Genomic DNA, 14,617 nt, shown 5'->3' with positions numbered 1-14,617 from the left:
TTGCGTCAGATCTCCAGGCCCATCGCGGCGAGCAGGGTGCGGAACTTCGCCGAGGTCTCGTCGAGTTCGGTCCGGGGGTCGGAGGCGGGCACGATGCCGCCGCCGGCGTACAGCCGCATGGAGGTGTCGGCGATCTCCGCGCACCGGATCCCGACGGCCCATTCGCCGTCCCCGGCCGCGTCGACCCAGCCGACGGCGCCCGCGTAGTACTCGCGGTCGAACGGCTCCAGCTCATGGACCAGCGACCGCGCGGCGCCGGTCGGCGTGCCGCAGATCGCGGGCGTGGGATGCAGGGCGGCGGCGAGGTCCAGCGCGGTGACGTCCTCGTCGATCAGCTCACCCTTGACGGTGGTCGAGAGGTGCCAGATCGCCGGGGTCGAGACGAGCTCCGGGCCGCGGACGTCGAGGGTGCGGCAGAACGGCCGCAGGATCTCGACGACGGACTCCACCACGACGGCGTGTTCGACGTGGTCCTTTTCGGACGCCAGCAGCGCCTCACCGTTCGCCTTGTCGATCGCCGGGTCCGCCGACCGGGGCATCGACCCGGCATGCGGCCGGGACACGACCGCGCCGCCGGTGCGGGAGAGCAGGAGTTCGGGGGTGGCGCCGACGAGCGTGCGCCCACCGGGCAGCTGCGCGGCGTAGGTGGTGTGCCGGGGGTTGCCGTTCGCCAGGTTCCGGACCACCGCGGCGGCCGGGACGGCCACGTCGAAGTCGAGATCGAGCGCGCGGGCCAGGACGACCTTGCGCAGGTCACGGTCGCTCAGCGCCGCGACGGCCGCGCGGACGGCGGCCAGATGTGCCTCCGGCTCGGGCACGGGAGTGACCTTGACCGGCTGCGGGAGCGCGGTCCGCGGCGGGACGGCCGCGTGGTCGGACGACGCGCGGTGGACCGCGCGCGGGAGCACCAGATGCCCCGGTGTCGTGGTGCCCTCGCTGGTGTCGAAGGGCAGCACACCGACCGCGATCGAAGCACCCGAGTCGGTGAACAGCCCGGGGAGCATCCCGGACAGCCGCGACGGCTCGGTGTCGGTCGCGGTGGCCACGGCCCCGCTCGCGAGGAGCGCTTGCCGTGCCGTGGCCAGGAGGAAGTCGCCCCGCTCGTAGCGGGCGGCCAGGTCTGCCGGGGTCGCCGGTGCGGTACTGGTCGTCACCCCACCAGCGTCCCAGGCTCCGGCTGAGACCAGGGGAAAGTGTTGCCCGGGCAACAGCCTCTCAGGCAACACCTTCCCCCGGACAGCCCGTGACCTGGGCGGTGTCTCTCAAAAGCGCGCTGCCGGATTTCCGTAGCCGGGCCGTGGCAACGGCTGTCACTCGCCCAGCCATGTCGGCGGCCCGCCTCCGCAAATCCGAGGCCTCCGGCCAAGAGAGACGCGCCCGGCGTTACTTCAGCGCCTCGAGAAGGGCCTCGCGCTGCCGCTCGCCCAGGCCGGCGGCACGCCGGTCCGGGTCGATCCCGGCCTGCTCCAGCAGGGCGGCGACCTTGACCGCGCCCAGGCCGGGCACGGCCTTCAGCAGCTGCGTGACCTTCGTCTTGCCGATGGTCTTGTTCTCCTTGGCCTGCTTGAGCACCTTGTCGATGCTCTCCTTGCCGGACTTGATCGACGCAAGCAGCTCGGAGCGCGCTTTGCGAGCCTCAGCCGCCTTGGCGAGGGCATCGGCGCGCTGCTCCGGAGTCAACGTGGGCAGAGCCAACGTAGTAGTCCTTTCATCTCAGGTCTCCGCTTTCGCGGCCGACGGCCTTTAAACCATGCTTGCGAGAGCAAGCGCTGGCCAGCCGTCTCTGTACCACGGCTCCAGTAAACGCCACCCGTTCCCCGGCCGTGAAACCGACACGCACTTATTACCCCTCGACCACGCCGTGGGCAACCCGCCCCAGCCTGCGGAAACACCCCGTCCGGGGCGTGATTCGCCTGTGTTCATCACCCTTATGAGCGATGTCATCACTTCGCACAGTCAGCCATTTTTCGTTTCATGGCGCGAAAAATACGAATTATTGATGATCTTGACCCGAAGCGGCGGCCACCCGTTAGCGCGACACTGTGACCGAACGGTTGCCCGCGAGGTTACTGACCGGTTCACCCCTCCCGGATTAGAGTCGGCGCAACCCAAGTTCACCGGAGAACGAGCACCACGGGAGTACGCGATGTTGAGCACGATGCAGGACGGACAGCTGTCACTGGGCAGGCTGCTCCGCCACGGCACCAAGGTGCACTCCGAGAGCGAAGTCATCACCTGGACCGGTTCAGAAGCCCGCCGCGAGACCTTCGGCGTACTCGGCAAGCACGCCGCCCGCCTGGCCAACGCCCTCCGGAGCCTCGGTGTCACCGGCGACCAGCGCGTCGGCACCTTCATGTGGAACAACGCCGAGCACATGGCCGCGTACCTGGCCATCCCGGCCATGGGCGCGGTGCTGCACACGCTGAACATCCGGCTGTTCCCGGAGCAGCTCGTCTTCGTCGCCAACCACGCCGAGGACCAGGTCGTCATCGTCGACGGCACGCTGGTCCCGCTGCTGGCCAAGCAGCTGCCCGAGCTGAAGACCGTGCGTCACGTCATCGTGGCCAACGGTGACGCCTCCTCCCTTCCCGCGCCGGACGGCGTCCAGGTGCACTCCTACGACGAACTGCTGTCCGGCCAGCCGGACACCTTCGACTGGCCCGAGGTGGACGAGCGCTCGGCGGCCGCGATGTGTTACACGTCGGGTACCACGGGCGACCCGAAGGGCGTCGCGTACTCCCACCGGTCGATCTGGCTGCACTCGATGCAGGTCACGATGACCGACAGCATGCGGCTGGCCCAGCACGACAAGGCCCTCGCGATCGTCCCGATGTTCCACGCGATGGCGTGGGGCATGCCGTACGCGGCGATGATGGTCGGCGCCTCGCTGCTGATGCCGGACCGCTTCCTCCAGCCCGCGCCGATCGCCCAGATGCTCGCCGCGGAGAAGCCGACCTTCGCCGGTGCCGTCCCGACGATCTGGCAGGGGCTGCTCTCCCACCTCGACGCGAACCCGCAGGACATCTCGCATCTGCGCGAGGTCGTCGTCGGCGGATCGGCGGCGCCGCCGTCACTGATGCACGCCTTCGAGGACCGCTACGACGTGCCGATCCTGCACGCCTGGGGCATGACCGAGACCTCGCCGCTGGGCAGCGTCGCGCGTCCGCCCGCCTCCGCGACCGGCGAGAAGGCGTGGGAGTACCGCTACACCCAGGGCCGGTTCCCGGCGTCCGTCAGCGCGAGGCTGATCGGCGACAACGGCGAGGAACTGCCGTGGGACAACGAAAGCGTCGGCGAGCTCGAGGTGCAGGGCCCGTGGATCGCGGCGTCGTACTACGGCGGCACGACCGGTGACGAGCCCGACCCGGAGAAGTTCCACGACGGCTGGCTGCGCACCGGCGACGTCGGCAAGATCAGCCCGGACGGCTACCTGACGCTGACCGACCGCGCGAAGGACGTCATCAAGTCCGGCGGCGAGTGGATCTCCTCGGTGGATCTGGAGAACCAGGTGATGGCGCATCCCGCGGTGGCCGAAGCGGCCGTGGTCGGCATCCCCGACGAGAAATGGGACGAGCGCCCGCTGGTCGCCGTCGTGCTCAAGGAGGGCCAGAGCGCCACGGCCGAGGAACTGCGCGAGTTCTTGTCCGACAAGGTCGCGAAGTGGCAGCTCCCGGAGAATTGGACCTTTGTGGACGAAGTCCCGAAGACCAGTGTCGGCAAGTTCGACAAGAAGCGGCTGCGCGCGTTCCACTCCGAAGGCAAACTCGACATCAGTCAGCTCTAACGGGTTAATCTCCCGCGCGCCTGCCCTTCCGTGAAGGCCATCTTGAGGGACGCTGGTCCCTGAAGATGGCCTTCACTGCGTTCGGCGAAGGGTTTTGTTGGTGCGTAAGACAAACAGGCGCGCGTTCCTGGCACTGGCGGGGACGGCCGCGCTTGCTGCCTGTGGGTCGAACACCGTCCAAAGAGGAAATCCGCCTCCGTCGACGGCCTACTCCGCCGGGGTGACCAGGCCGAAGCCGAAACCGGTCGACCTCGCGCAGTGGTACCACCCATATCCCGAAGCCGGTGTCCAGGAAGCCGTCACGCGCTACGCGGCCGCGTACCAGAAGTCCAAGGTCGCGGTGCAGTGGAATCCCGACGACTACGAGCCGAAACTGAACGCCGCGCTGCAGGCGGGCCCGGTCCCCGACATCTTCGAAGGCCAGGTCACCGTCGACCGCGTCCGGCAGAACCTCCTCGTCCCGCTGGACGACCTCGTCGGGCCCGTGCGCGGGGATTTCAACCCCTCGGTACTGGCGGCGCAGACGGTCGACGGCAAGATCTACGGCATCCCGCAGGCACTCGACACACAGGTCCTCTTCTACCGTAAGAGTTTTCTCCAGGAGGCCGGTGTCCAGCCGCCGCAGACGCTGGACGAACTCGTCGACGCGGCGAAGAAACTGTCCAAGGACGGCGTCAAAGGACTGTTCGCCGGGAACGACGCGGGCGCGGCGGCACTCGCCGGGCCGTTGCTGTGGTCGGCCGGGCTCGACTACGTCAAGGACGGGAAAACCGCCGGCTTCGACGATCCGCGTGCCGCCACGGTGTTCGCGAAACTCCACGAGCTCAACGGTTCGCTGCTGCTCGGCGCTTCGACGGACTGGGCGGATCCGCTCCCGTTCATCGACGGGCTCACCGCCATGCAGTGGACCTGGCTGTGGAACCTGCCGAAGATCCAGGACACGGTGAAGGACGACTTCGGCGTTCTGCCCTTCCCTCGCTTCGACGCGGCGGGCACGCCGTCCGTCCCGGTCAGCGGGTTGAGCTCGATGGTGCATTCCAAGAGCCTGAACCCCAACGCCGCCAAGGATTTCGTGAAATGGCTGTGGCTGGAGCGCGTCGACTTCCAGCAGGAGTTCGCCACCAGGTTCGGGTTCCACCTGCCCGCACGGCTCAGCGTTCTCGACAAGGTCGCCGTGGCGGCCGACGCCGCGAAGCTGGTCAAGGAGAACGGCCGCGCCGCCGGTCCACTGTGGACACCGGCGGCGAATAAGGCGCTCGTCGACGCGGCTGGCCGGATCGCCCGCGACGGGGCCGACCCGGTCGCCGAGACCAAGGCCGCCGTCGAGGCCGTCAAGGCCGAACTGGGCCGCCTATCCGCCTGAGCGACCGTACATAAGCGGTGATCAGCACGATCGACAGGATCACCGCGCCACCGTCGGTGACCAGCGACGGCAGCACGCCCGGCCAGCCGTGTTCGGCGATCGCCGCCCCGTGCACCTCGAACGGCACGACGTACACGCCGAAGGCTTGGGCGACGTTGACCGCGAGCACCGGCCAGAACAGCCGACGCCACCCGAACCACACCAGCAGCCCCAAGGCGTTGCCAACGATGAAGACGTTCCCCACCAGCCGCAACGCGCTCAAGTAGGTGGGTGCTTCGGCGGTGTCCGCCCCCTTGAGCCGCATACTCGCTTCGATCAAGTCGAGATCGATGATCACGTAGTTCTGCAGCGCCGTCCCGAGGACGAAAACGATCGAGCACAGCACCGTGATCAGGCGGATCTTCGGTGTCCAACGCATCACTTCCCCCATTCTCTATCAGTGATAGAGACAAATCTATCACTGATAGAGTCATCAGGTGGCACGCAAAGGCTCGCTCGACCTCGCCAAGATCACCCAGGCCGCCGTCGAACTGCTCGACGAGGCAGGCCTCGCGGAACTGAGCACCCGGCGGCTGGCGGCGAAGCTCGGCGTCAGCTCGCCGACGCTGTACTGGCACGTGAGGGACAAGGCGGAACTACTGGACCTCGTCGCCGAAGCGATCTGTGCCGACGCCTTCGAGATCGATCGATCACTGCCGTGGCGCGATCAGCTCGCGAGCGGGCTCCGCCAGTTCCGCGCTCTGCTGCTACGCCATCGGGACGCGGCCGCACTGCTGCGTGAGCGGCCGCCGACCGGACCGCACCGGCTCGGTCACATCGAGACCACCGCGCGGATCCTGCTGGAGGCGGGCTTCTCCGAAGAGGACACCGCGGGGATTTCGCGACTGCTCACGGCGCATGTTCTGGCGTCGGTCGAAACGCTCCCCGCGCGGAAGCCGGACGAAGGGTTCCTCGCGCGGCTTGAGGCGTATCCGCACGTCGGCAGGCTGGGTCCGGCTTTCGCGGCGCAGAGCGGCGAAGAGCTGTTCGAGCTGGGTGTCGAGGTGATTCTCGACGGGCTCGCGACCCGGCGCTAGCAGGTCACGAGTAACACCCCCAGGACGGCGACTGTGTGGATTTGGGGCGTTAGATGACCCGATTTCCACAGTCCCGCATGACCGGTCCGGTCACGACAGGGTGTGTGGAAACAGGGACATTCAACGTCCCTATTTCCACACACCCCTCACCCTCGGTGACACTTCAGCGCTCGCGAGCACGTCGGGTGACCTGGCGGCCTAGTCTCCGGATACGCCCCAGATCGCCAGCTCGACGGCGACGTCGTTCTCGTACAGCAGCGCGCAGTTCGCGCTCCAGCGCGGGCGCCGCTCGTACGGCAGCCGCCCCGCCTTGTCGAGTTCGTCGAAGTCGGCGACGGACGGCTCCTCGGTACCGAAGGCGGCCACGAGCTCGGCATCGGTCAAGGGCCGGATCGTGCCGAAGTCGTCCTCACCCGCGGCGCTGATGAACTCGTGGACGTCCAGCACGGAATGCGTCCCGGACTCCTGGACGCTCTCCACCTCGTACAGCTCGTCGATCGAGTCCGGGCGGCCGAGTTCGTCCTCCTCCCACAGGTAGTCACCCTCCTCGAAGACACGCGCCTTCATCGCGTCCAGCGCCGCTTCCGGATCGCCGTCGAACCGGCCGCGGACCGACCAAGCCGAAGCACCCACCTGGCCACCTCCCACGCTCGCCAAGCGGCCAGCGTAACCAGCACGCTTGGCTTCTTTCGTATTCCGCCAAACGTGACAAATTTTCGCATTACCCTTTTCTGGCGTTCACCTCACGGCTAACGTCTTCCGGCATCGTCCTTCCGCGACATCCATCCGCGACGACTGGGGGCACCGCCATGTCCGTCATCTCGAGGCGCACCTTCACCGCGGCCGGCGCCGCCGGCGTCGGCCTGCTGCTGTGCACGCCGACCGCCAACGCGCTCGACCGGGCCCTGGCGCGCACCACGACCCGTGCGGTGCGCACCGCGGGCACCACGCTCGAAGCCGCGGCGGCCCCGCGGACCAGCGGCCCCGGCTACACGCGGCTGACCGCGGGCCCCGGCTGGCCGCTCGTGGTCCGCGGGGATCTGGCCGCGCCGAAGTCCGGCCGCGACGACCGGCGCCGCGCGATGGCCTCCTTCGCCCAGTTCACCGACCTGCACTTCACCGACGCCGAAAGCCCGGCGCGGTTCGAGTACCTGCACCCGTTCGTCGGCTCGGCGCACCGCCCGCAGGAGACCCTCGGCCCGGTCGCGACGACGGCGCTGGTGGAGCGGGTGAACAGCCTGAAGGCCGGCCCGTTCACCGGACGGCCGATCGACTTCATGGTCACCACCGGCGACAACACCGACAACCACGAGCTGATCGAGCTCGAATGGTTCCTCAAGGTGCTCAACGGCGGCACGGTGAACCCGACCTCGGGCGACCCGGACGTGCACGAAGGCGTCCAGACGTCCGGGTCCTCGCACTACTGGAACCCTGGCAAGACGCTGGACGACGCGTACACGAAGAAGGGCTTCCCGCAGCTGCCCGGCCTGCTCGGCGCGGCCTCGAACACCTTCACCTCGCCCGGCCTCGACGTCCCGTGGTTCTGCACCTTCGGCAACCACGACGACAGCATCGTCGGCACCGTGCCGGACTTTCCGGGAATGGACGCCTGGTACACCGGCCGCTTCAAGGTGATCGGCAAGGACGAGACGACGTCGCGGAAACTCGCCAAGGCGATCGGATCCGGCTCCGGCGTCCCGGTCACGGAGCTGTTCGGCGGTTCGGGCACGATCCGCGAGATCACCCCGGACGAGCGACGGCGGCCGTTCAGCACCGCGGAGTTCGTGCGGCACCACCTCGACTCCGCCAACACCGGCCCCGGCCCGGTCGGCCACGGGTTCAGCGAGAACAACGCCGACGGGCGGAACGTGTACTACACCTTCCGCATCGCGCCGGGGATCACCGGGATCAGCCTCGACACCACGACGATGGCCGGGCTGGCCGACGGATCGATCGGGCTCGGGCAGTTCACCTGGGTGGAGAAAACGCTGAAGCGCAACAGCTCGACGTACTACGACTTCTTCGGGCGCAAGGTCACGCAGAACGTGACGGACGAGCTGTTCATCCTGTTCAGCCACCACACCAGCGACACCATGGGCAACGTGCTGCCGGACGCGCGGCATCCGCTGGAGATCCGGCTCAACGGCGACACGTTCGTCTCGCTGCTGCACCGGTTCCCGAACGTGCTGGCGTGGGTGAACGGGCACACGCACCACAACAAGATCACCCCGCACGCCGGCAAGACCGCGAAGCAGGGCTTCTGGGAGATCAACACCGCTTCGCACATCGACTTCCCGCAGCACGCGCGGATCATCGAGGTCGCCGACAACGCCGACGGCACGTTGTCGCTGTTCACGACCCTGATCGAGGCGGAAGCCCCGTACGAGGCGGCGTACTCGGACACCTCGACGCAAGCGCTTGCGTCGCTGTACCGGGAGTTCTCGTACAACGACATCCACGCCTCTCTTTCCGCCGTCGGCACCGCTCAGGACCAGAACACGGAACTCCTCCTGCCGAACCCCCTGGCCTGACCCCCGCCGCATTTCGTCCTCTGAATGCGGTAGTTGCACGCGCAAGTACCGCATTCAGAGGACGAAATGCGGTGGGTTACCTCAGGGGTAATCGACACGGGGCGCGGTGCCGGGCACGCTCGGCGCCATGACCGACGCAGAAGGCACCGCGCTCTTCCACCGGACCATGCCGTTCACCGAGCGGCTCGGCATCGAGGTACTGGAGCACGCCCCCACCGCCGTGCGCGCCCGGATCGCCTGGGACGAAACGCTCTGCACGCTCGGCGGGGTGCTGCACGGCGGCACGCTGATGGTGCTCGCCGACTCCGCGGGCGCGGTCTGCGCGTTCCTCAACCTGCCCGAGGGCGGCCAGGGCACGACCACCGTCGAGTCGAAGACGAACTTCCTGCGCGCGGTCCGGTCCGGCCACGCCACGGCCACCGCGAAGCCGCTGCACGCGGGCCGCAAGCTCATCGTGGTGGAAACCGAGATCCGCGACGACGAGGGCAAGCTGGTCGCGAAAGTGACACAGACCCAGGCCGTCTTGTAGGCAACTGTTTACATACCTCGCGCGACCGGCGAAAATCCCTTCCCTACTGGGTGGACACGAGGGATGGAGCTCCGGATGCGGATACGAGGGCTGGTCACGCTGCTGACGATCGCGACGATGACCGCGGTCACGGCACAGACGGCGGAGGCCGGTCCCGGCCGCCCGGACGACGAGTCGATCGACTACCACGAATGGTCCGGTCACCACGGTTTCCGCGACGGCAGGCTCGAAGGGCTCGGCCTCGATCACGGCGCGCTGCGCATCGACCGCCCGATCGGCACGATCGAGCACACCGAACCCACGCTCGGCACCACGAAGACCTACGAATACGGCCAGTGGACGTCGGGGAGCCACACCCCGGGTTTCGACGCCTCCCAGCTGGTCGCCTCGTGGAACGCGAAGACGCCGGCGAAGACGTGGATCAAGGTCGAAGCGAAGGGCCGCACCGCGGCGGGCACCGAAACCTCCTGGTACGTCATGGGCCGATGGGCCGGCGGAGACACCGACATCAAGCGCACCAGCATCGACGGCCAGAGCGACGCCAACGCCGCGGTCGACGTCGACACGCTGGTCATGAAGGCCGGCGTCGCGCTCCGCTCGTACCAGCTGCGGGTCAGCCTGTACCGCGAGGCCGGCTCCCGCGCCACCCCGTCGGTGACGTCGGCAGGCGCGATGACGTCGCTGGTCCCGGACCGCTTCGAGGTCAAGGCGACGAAGCCGGGCCGCGCCACCGGTATCGAGCTCAAGGTGCCCGCCTACGCACAGAACCTCCACAAAGGACAGTTCCCGGAGTACGGCGGGGGCGGCGAGAACTGGTGCAGCCCAACGTCCACCGAAATGGTCGTCGAGTACTGGGGCAAACGGCCCAGGCCCGAGGACATGAAGTGGATCCCGGAGGGTTACGTCGATCCGACCGTCGCGTACGCCGCCCGCCACACGTTCGACTACGCCTACGACGGAACAGGCAACTGGCCGTTCAACACCGCGTACGCCGCTTCACTCGGACTGCGTGGGCACATCACCCGTTTGCACTCCTTGAACGAACTCGAGAAGTACATCGCGCGCGGTATCCCGGTGATCACGTCGCAGTCGTTCAAGGCCGAGGAACTCGACGGCGCGGGCTACGGCACCGCCGGGCACATCATGGTCGTCGTCGGCTTCACGAAGGACGGTGACGTGATCGCGAACGACCCGGCCGCCAACAGCAACGACCGGGTCCGAAATGTCTACAAACGACACCAGTTCGAAACGATCTGGCAGCGCACCAAGCGGTACAACACGAATGGCGGCGTTTCCAGTGGTCCCGGCGGCATCGCGTACATCATCACGCCGGGGCACTGAATCGGTACCGCACCCGAGCGGATGTCGCGATCCGGGCCGCCCCCGTGGCAAGCTCGGAGTTCGTCGACTCGGAGGTGCGCATGCCGTACGAGGTCCAGGGCGTCGTTTCCCGCGCCAAGGGTGAACCGGTCTCGCTGGAGCCCGTGACGGTGCCCGACCCCGGGCCCGGCGAGGCCGTCGTCTCGGTCAAGGCGTGCGGCGTCTGCCATACCGACCTGCACTACCGCGAGGGCGGGATCAACGACGAATTCCCGTTCCTGCTCGGCCACGAGGCCGCGGGGTTCGTGGAGGCCGTCGGCGACGGAGTCACCGGCCTCGAACCGGGCGACTACGTGATCCTGAACTGGCGCGCGGTCTGCGGCACCTGCCGGGCCTGCCGCCGGGGAAAGCCCTGGTACTGCTTCTCGACGTTCAACGCCGCGCGGCCGATGACGCTGGCCGACGGCACCGCCCTGTCACCGGCGCTCGGCATCGGGGCGTTCCTCGGGAAGACGCTCGTCCACAGTGGACAATGCACGAAGGTCGACCCCGCCGCCGAACCGGCCGTCGCCGGGCTCCTCGGCTGCGGGGTGATGGCCGGTCTCGGCGCGGCACTGAACACCGGCGCCGTGAGCCGCGGCGATTCCGTCGCGGTCATCGGCTGCGGCGGCGTCGGTGACGCCGCGATCGCCGGGGCGAACCTGGCCGGCGCGAAGACCATCGTCGCCGTCGACACCGACGACCGGAAACTCGCCTGGGCCAAGGACTTCGGCGCCACGCACACACTGAACAGCAAGGGCTTGAGCGAAGACCAGGTCGTCGAGGCGATCCGGGAGTGCACCGATTCGTTCGGCGCGGACGTCGTGATCGACGCGGTCGGCAGGCCGGAAACGTGGCGGCAGGCGTTCTACGGCCGCGACCTGGCCGGCACGGTCGTGCTCGTCGGCGTCCCGACCCCGGACATGCGGCTCGACGTGGCGTTGATCGACTTCTTCTCGCGCGGCGGCTCGCTCAAGTCGTCGTGGTACGGCGATTGCCTGCCCTCACGCGATTTCCCGATGCTGATCGACCTCTATCTCCAGGGCAGGCTCCCGCTCGACAAGTTCGTCACCGAGCGGATCGCCCTCGACGGCGTCGAACAGGCCTTCGAGCGTATGCACCACGGCGACGTGCTCCGCAGCGTGGTGACCTGGTGAAGCTCTTCACCGACGCCGATTTCCCGGCCGATCCGTATCCGGGAGCGCGGCCGGGGCATTCGTTCGTCCACTTCGACGGTGCCGGGCACAGCCTCGACACCGCGCCGGAGGGCTGGCGTGAACGCCAGGCCGTGCTCGCCTACGGCTCGAACGCGTGCCCGTCCAAGATCACCTGGCTGCGGGAGCACATGGGCCTGGAGGGCCCGGTCGTCGTCTGCCACGCGCGCTGTGCCGACCTCGCCGCGGTCTGGGCGTCCGGCCTGCGGTTCCGGGACGGGCAACGGCCCGCGACGCTCGCCGCCGCGCCCGGCGTCGTCGAGGAGCACTCCGTCTGGTTCGCGACGCCGCAGCAGCTCGCCGTCCTCGATCGCTGCGAGGGCAAAGGACATCGTTACAACCTGGTGCGCCTGACCGCCCCGGCCATCACCCTCGACGACGGCACCGTGCTCGACGACGTCGTGGCGTACGTCGGCGCCGCGGACATCCGCCTGCCGATCCTCGTGGACGGCAGGCATATCCGCGTCGCCGACCTCGAACAGCGCCGGGCCGCGGCGCTGGAAGGGATCCCCGCCGAAACGCACGGTCTGGACTGCACGCTGGTCGAGGCCGGGACGCTGGTCAGAGAAGCTTGACGCGGGTCTAGCATCGCTAGGAAAGCTAGCGTTGCCATTGAGGGGAAAGCCGAATGTGGCGTCTTGTCTGCCGGGGACCGGCCAGTCGGACTGGTCGTGATCGCACCGTCCACAAAGGACATCAGGACTCCCTCATGTGCCCGATTTGAGCGCTTTGCGTGGGGGTCGTGAGTGGCAATGATCGTTCTAACCCTCTTTACCACTCACGACCCCCGCGAGAATCGGGCATAATGACACCAATCGGGCACGGAATCGGCGGGAACTGTCCCTTGTGGACACCCGCCACCGGGTAGCCCGCAAGCCGTCCGGAACCTGCTGCCCAGGGCGGCCATCTCATCGCGAAGCCGGCAAAGACGGCCTGCACGACAGGATCACGCCACGTTTGACCTACCCCTCAATAAAGGTCCCTTGCTCCCCGTTCGGCTGCCTTCCCACCAGAAAGCAGGGCCCCAAGCCGGGCGAAGCGCGCGCTTACAGAAGCTTCCCGGGATTGAGGATCCCGGTCGGATCGACGGCCTTCTTCGCCGCTCGCAACACGTCGACCCCGAGCGAACCGATCTCCGCCGCCAGATAGCGCGCGTGGTCGGCGCCGACGGCGTGGTGATGCGAGATCGTGCCGATCCCGGTGATCGCCTCCGACGCCGCCGCCTTCACCCGCTGCCATTGGCCGACCGGGTCCGCCTCGTCGCGCGCGGTGAGCACGGTGAAGTACAGCGACGCGCCCGTTTCGTAGGCGTGCGAGACGTGACACATGATGATGGCGTTGCCGAGCGTCGCGGTCAGCGCGGCACGGACCGCGTCGCGCAGGTCGCTCAGTTCGTTCCAGTACGCGGCGGTTTCGAGGGTTTCGACGCAGACACCGTTGTCCATCAAGGCATCCCGCTGCCGAGGGCCGGAGAACCGGCCGCGGCGCCAGGATTCGCCGAGCGCGGCCCCGATGCGGACGGCGCCGAACTCCTTCAGTACGCCTGTAGTCGCCTGGCGACGCCGGGCGACCTCGCGCTTCGACGCGCCTTCCCAGCCGACGATCAGCAGGCACGGCGCGTGGACGCCGCGCGCCTTGAGATATCGTCGCAGCGCCTTGGTCTTCAGACTGTCGTTGAGCGCGAGCGAAACCTCGCTCTCGTCCACATCGGACAGCCGAGTGACGTCCGCCAGCACATGCCGCTGGGCGAGTTCGCGGACCGCGGCGGTGCCGTTCTCCCAGCCATCCAGGACGTAACCCTCGTAACGGCGCACCTCCGGCACCGGGCGGACCCGGAGGGCGACCTCGGTGATCACACCGAGCGCGCCTTCACTGCCGACGGCCAGCTGCCGCAGGTCGGGCCCCGCGGCGGACGCCGGCGCGACGCCGAGTTTCCATTCCCCGCGCGGGGTCGCGAGCCGGACACCCTTGACCATGTCCTCGAACCGGCCGTAGCCGGACGACGCCTGACCGGCGGACCGGGTCGCGGCGAAACCGCCGATGGTGGCCCGTTCGTAGGACTGGGGCACGTGCCCGAGGGTGAAGCCGTGCGCGGCGAGCAGCCGGTCCGCCTCCGGTCCGGTGACGCCCGCTTGCAGGACCGCGATCCGGGAAATGGGGTCGACGGAGACCAGTTCGCCGAGCCGGGTGAGGTCGAGCGCGATCACCGCGCTCTTGTCCCCGCGCAGCGCCGCGACCCCGCCGACCACCGACGTCCCGCCGCCGAACGGGACGACGCCGACGTCGTGCCGTGCACAGCTTTCCAGTACCGACTGGACTTCGGCGGGATTCTCCGGCAGGACGACGGCGTCCGGCACCGGAAAATCACCGAACCCCCGTCGCCGTATCAAGTCCAGATAGGACAGACCGCTCGCCCGCGCGAGCCGTTCTCCCGGCGTCACCAGGACGTTCTCGGCGCCGACGAGTTCTTCGAGGTCTCGTTTCGGCTGTTCGCCCAGCGCCGAATCGGGAACGGAAAGCGCCGAATCGGGTGCGAAGGGCGCCGCGGAGCCCAGCGGACCGATACGCTGGACGAGCCACCGCAAGGCCTTCGCCGGAAGGTGGGCCGCGTCACCGCCTTCGGGCGTCCAGGATCGTCTTAACCGGTGGTCAATAAGCTCCGTCACGACTACAGTGTTACATATGGACGTAAAACGTCACTCACCTGCGGAAACAGGCGTTTCGGCACTGGCGGACACCCGATCCCGTCAGGCCTCGACGC

Annotated in this window: 13 protein-coding genes; 8 read left to right on the top strand and 5 right to left on the bottom strand. The window is 68.2% G+C overall.

From position 1 onward, the window contains the following. Positions 1-5: 5 nt before the first annotated feature. Positions 6-1,154 carry an isochorismate synthase gene (locus tag ACZ3HL_RS07975; RefSeq protein ID WP_465529578.1) on the bottom strand — a complete coding sequence of 383 codons (1,149 nt, stop codon included), beginning with the start codon at positions 1,152-1,154 and terminating at the stop codon, positions 6-8. 229 nt (positions 1,155-1,383) lie between these two features. Continuing rightward, on the bottom strand, positions 1,384-1,695 hold the full coding sequence (gene mihF, locus ACZ3HL_RS07970) for an integration host factor, actinobacterial type (protein WP_005155963.1): 312 nt from the start codon (positions 1,693-1,695) through the stop codon (positions 1,384-1,386). Between the two features lie 451 nt (positions 1,696-2,146). Between mihF and ACZ3HL_RS07965 the strand changes: the two genes are divergently transcribed. Together ACZ3HL_RS07965 and ACZ3HL_RS07960 are read left to right on the top strand one after the other, a co-directional pair. Further along, positions 2,147-3,784, top strand: coding sequence for a long-chain fatty acid--CoA ligase (locus tag ACZ3HL_RS07965; RefSeq protein WP_465410889.1), 1,638 nt, complete (start codon positions 2,147-2,149; stop codon positions 3,782-3,784). A gap of 100 nt (positions 3,785-3,884) precedes the next feature. Then, positions 3,885-5,147, top strand: coding sequence for an ABC transporter substrate-binding protein (locus ACZ3HL_RS07960; RefSeq protein ID WP_465529576.1), 1,263 nt, complete (start codon positions 3,885-3,887; stop codon positions 5,145-5,147). Here ACZ3HL_RS07960 and ACZ3HL_RS07955 read toward each other — a convergent pair. Next, positions 5,116-5,565 carry a hypothetical protein gene (locus tag ACZ3HL_RS07955; RefSeq protein ID WP_465410887.1) on the bottom strand — a complete coding sequence of 150 codons (450 nt, stop codon included), beginning with the start codon at positions 5,563-5,565 and terminating at the stop codon, positions 5,116-5,118. The two genes, ACZ3HL_RS07960 and ACZ3HL_RS07955, sit on opposite strands and share 32 nt — an antisense overlap. 58 nt (positions 5,566-5,623) lie before the next feature. On the opposite strand from ACZ3HL_RS07955, the gene ACZ3HL_RS07950 reads away from it, so the two are divergent. Continuing rightward, on the top strand, positions 5,624-6,223 hold the full coding sequence (locus ACZ3HL_RS07950; protein ID WP_465410886.1) for a TetR/AcrR family transcriptional regulator C-terminal domain-containing protein: 600 nt from the start codon (positions 5,624-5,626) through the stop codon (positions 6,221-6,223). 198 nt (positions 6,224-6,421) lie between these two features. Here the strand turns inward: ACZ3HL_RS07950 and ACZ3HL_RS07945 are convergent, their stop codons facing one another. Further along, on the bottom strand, positions 6,422-6,871 hold the full coding sequence (locus tag ACZ3HL_RS07945; RefSeq protein ID WP_465411209.1) for a hypothetical protein: 450 nt from the start codon (positions 6,869-6,871) through the stop codon (positions 6,422-6,424). Between the two features lie 161 nt (positions 6,872-7,032). Here ACZ3HL_RS07945 and ACZ3HL_RS07940 point away from each other — a divergent pair, with 161 nt between their 5' ends. From ACZ3HL_RS07940 to ACZ3HL_RS07920, 5 genes are all read left to right on the top strand, one after another. Continuing rightward, positions 7,033-8,754 (top strand): TIGR03767 family metallophosphoesterase, encoded by a 1,722-nt coding sequence (locus tag ACZ3HL_RS07940; protein WP_465529574.1) that lies wholly within the window; start codon positions 7,033-7,035, stop codon positions 8,752-8,754. Between the two features lie 127 nt (positions 8,755-8,881). Further along, positions 8,882-9,283 (top strand): PaaI family thioesterase, encoded by a 402-nt coding sequence (locus ACZ3HL_RS07935; RefSeq protein WP_465529572.1) that lies wholly within the window; start codon positions 8,882-8,884, stop codon positions 9,281-9,283. A 75-nt stretch (positions 9,284-9,358) separates the two neighbouring features. Further along, the gene (locus ACZ3HL_RS07930; protein ID WP_465529570.1) at positions 9,359-10,624 is read left to right on the top strand and encodes a C39 family peptidase; all 1,266 of its coding nucleotides are present in this window, start codon (positions 9,359-9,361) and stop codon (positions 10,622-10,624) included. 80 nt (positions 10,625-10,704) lie between these two features. Continuing rightward, positions 10,705-11,799 carry an S-(hydroxymethyl)mycothiol dehydrogenase gene (locus tag ACZ3HL_RS07925; protein ID WP_465410882.1) on the top strand — a complete coding sequence of 365 codons (1,095 nt, stop codon included), beginning with the start codon at positions 10,705-10,707 and terminating at the stop codon, positions 11,797-11,799. Beyond that, the gene (locus ACZ3HL_RS07920; protein ID WP_465530005.1) at positions 11,793-12,431 is read left to right on the top strand and encodes a gamma-glutamylcyclotransferase family protein; all 639 of its coding nucleotides are present in this window, start codon (positions 11,793-11,795) and stop codon (positions 12,429-12,431) included. The genes ACZ3HL_RS07925 and ACZ3HL_RS07920 overlap by 7 nt, the downstream gene beginning before the upstream one ends. Positions 12,432-12,902: 471 nt before the next feature. On the opposite strand, the gene ACZ3HL_RS07915 is transcribed toward ACZ3HL_RS07920, so the two are convergent. After that, on the bottom strand, positions 12,903-14,522 hold the full coding sequence (locus ACZ3HL_RS07915) for an FAD-binding oxidoreductase (RefSeq protein WP_465529568.1): 1,620 nt from the start codon (positions 14,520-14,522) through the stop codon (positions 12,903-12,905). Positions 14,523-14,617 lie beyond the last annotated feature (95 nt).

It is taken from the genome of Amycolatopsis sp. NPDC000009, from assembly GCF_055563465.1.
This window is presented reverse-complemented; position numbering and strand designations above follow the sequence as displayed.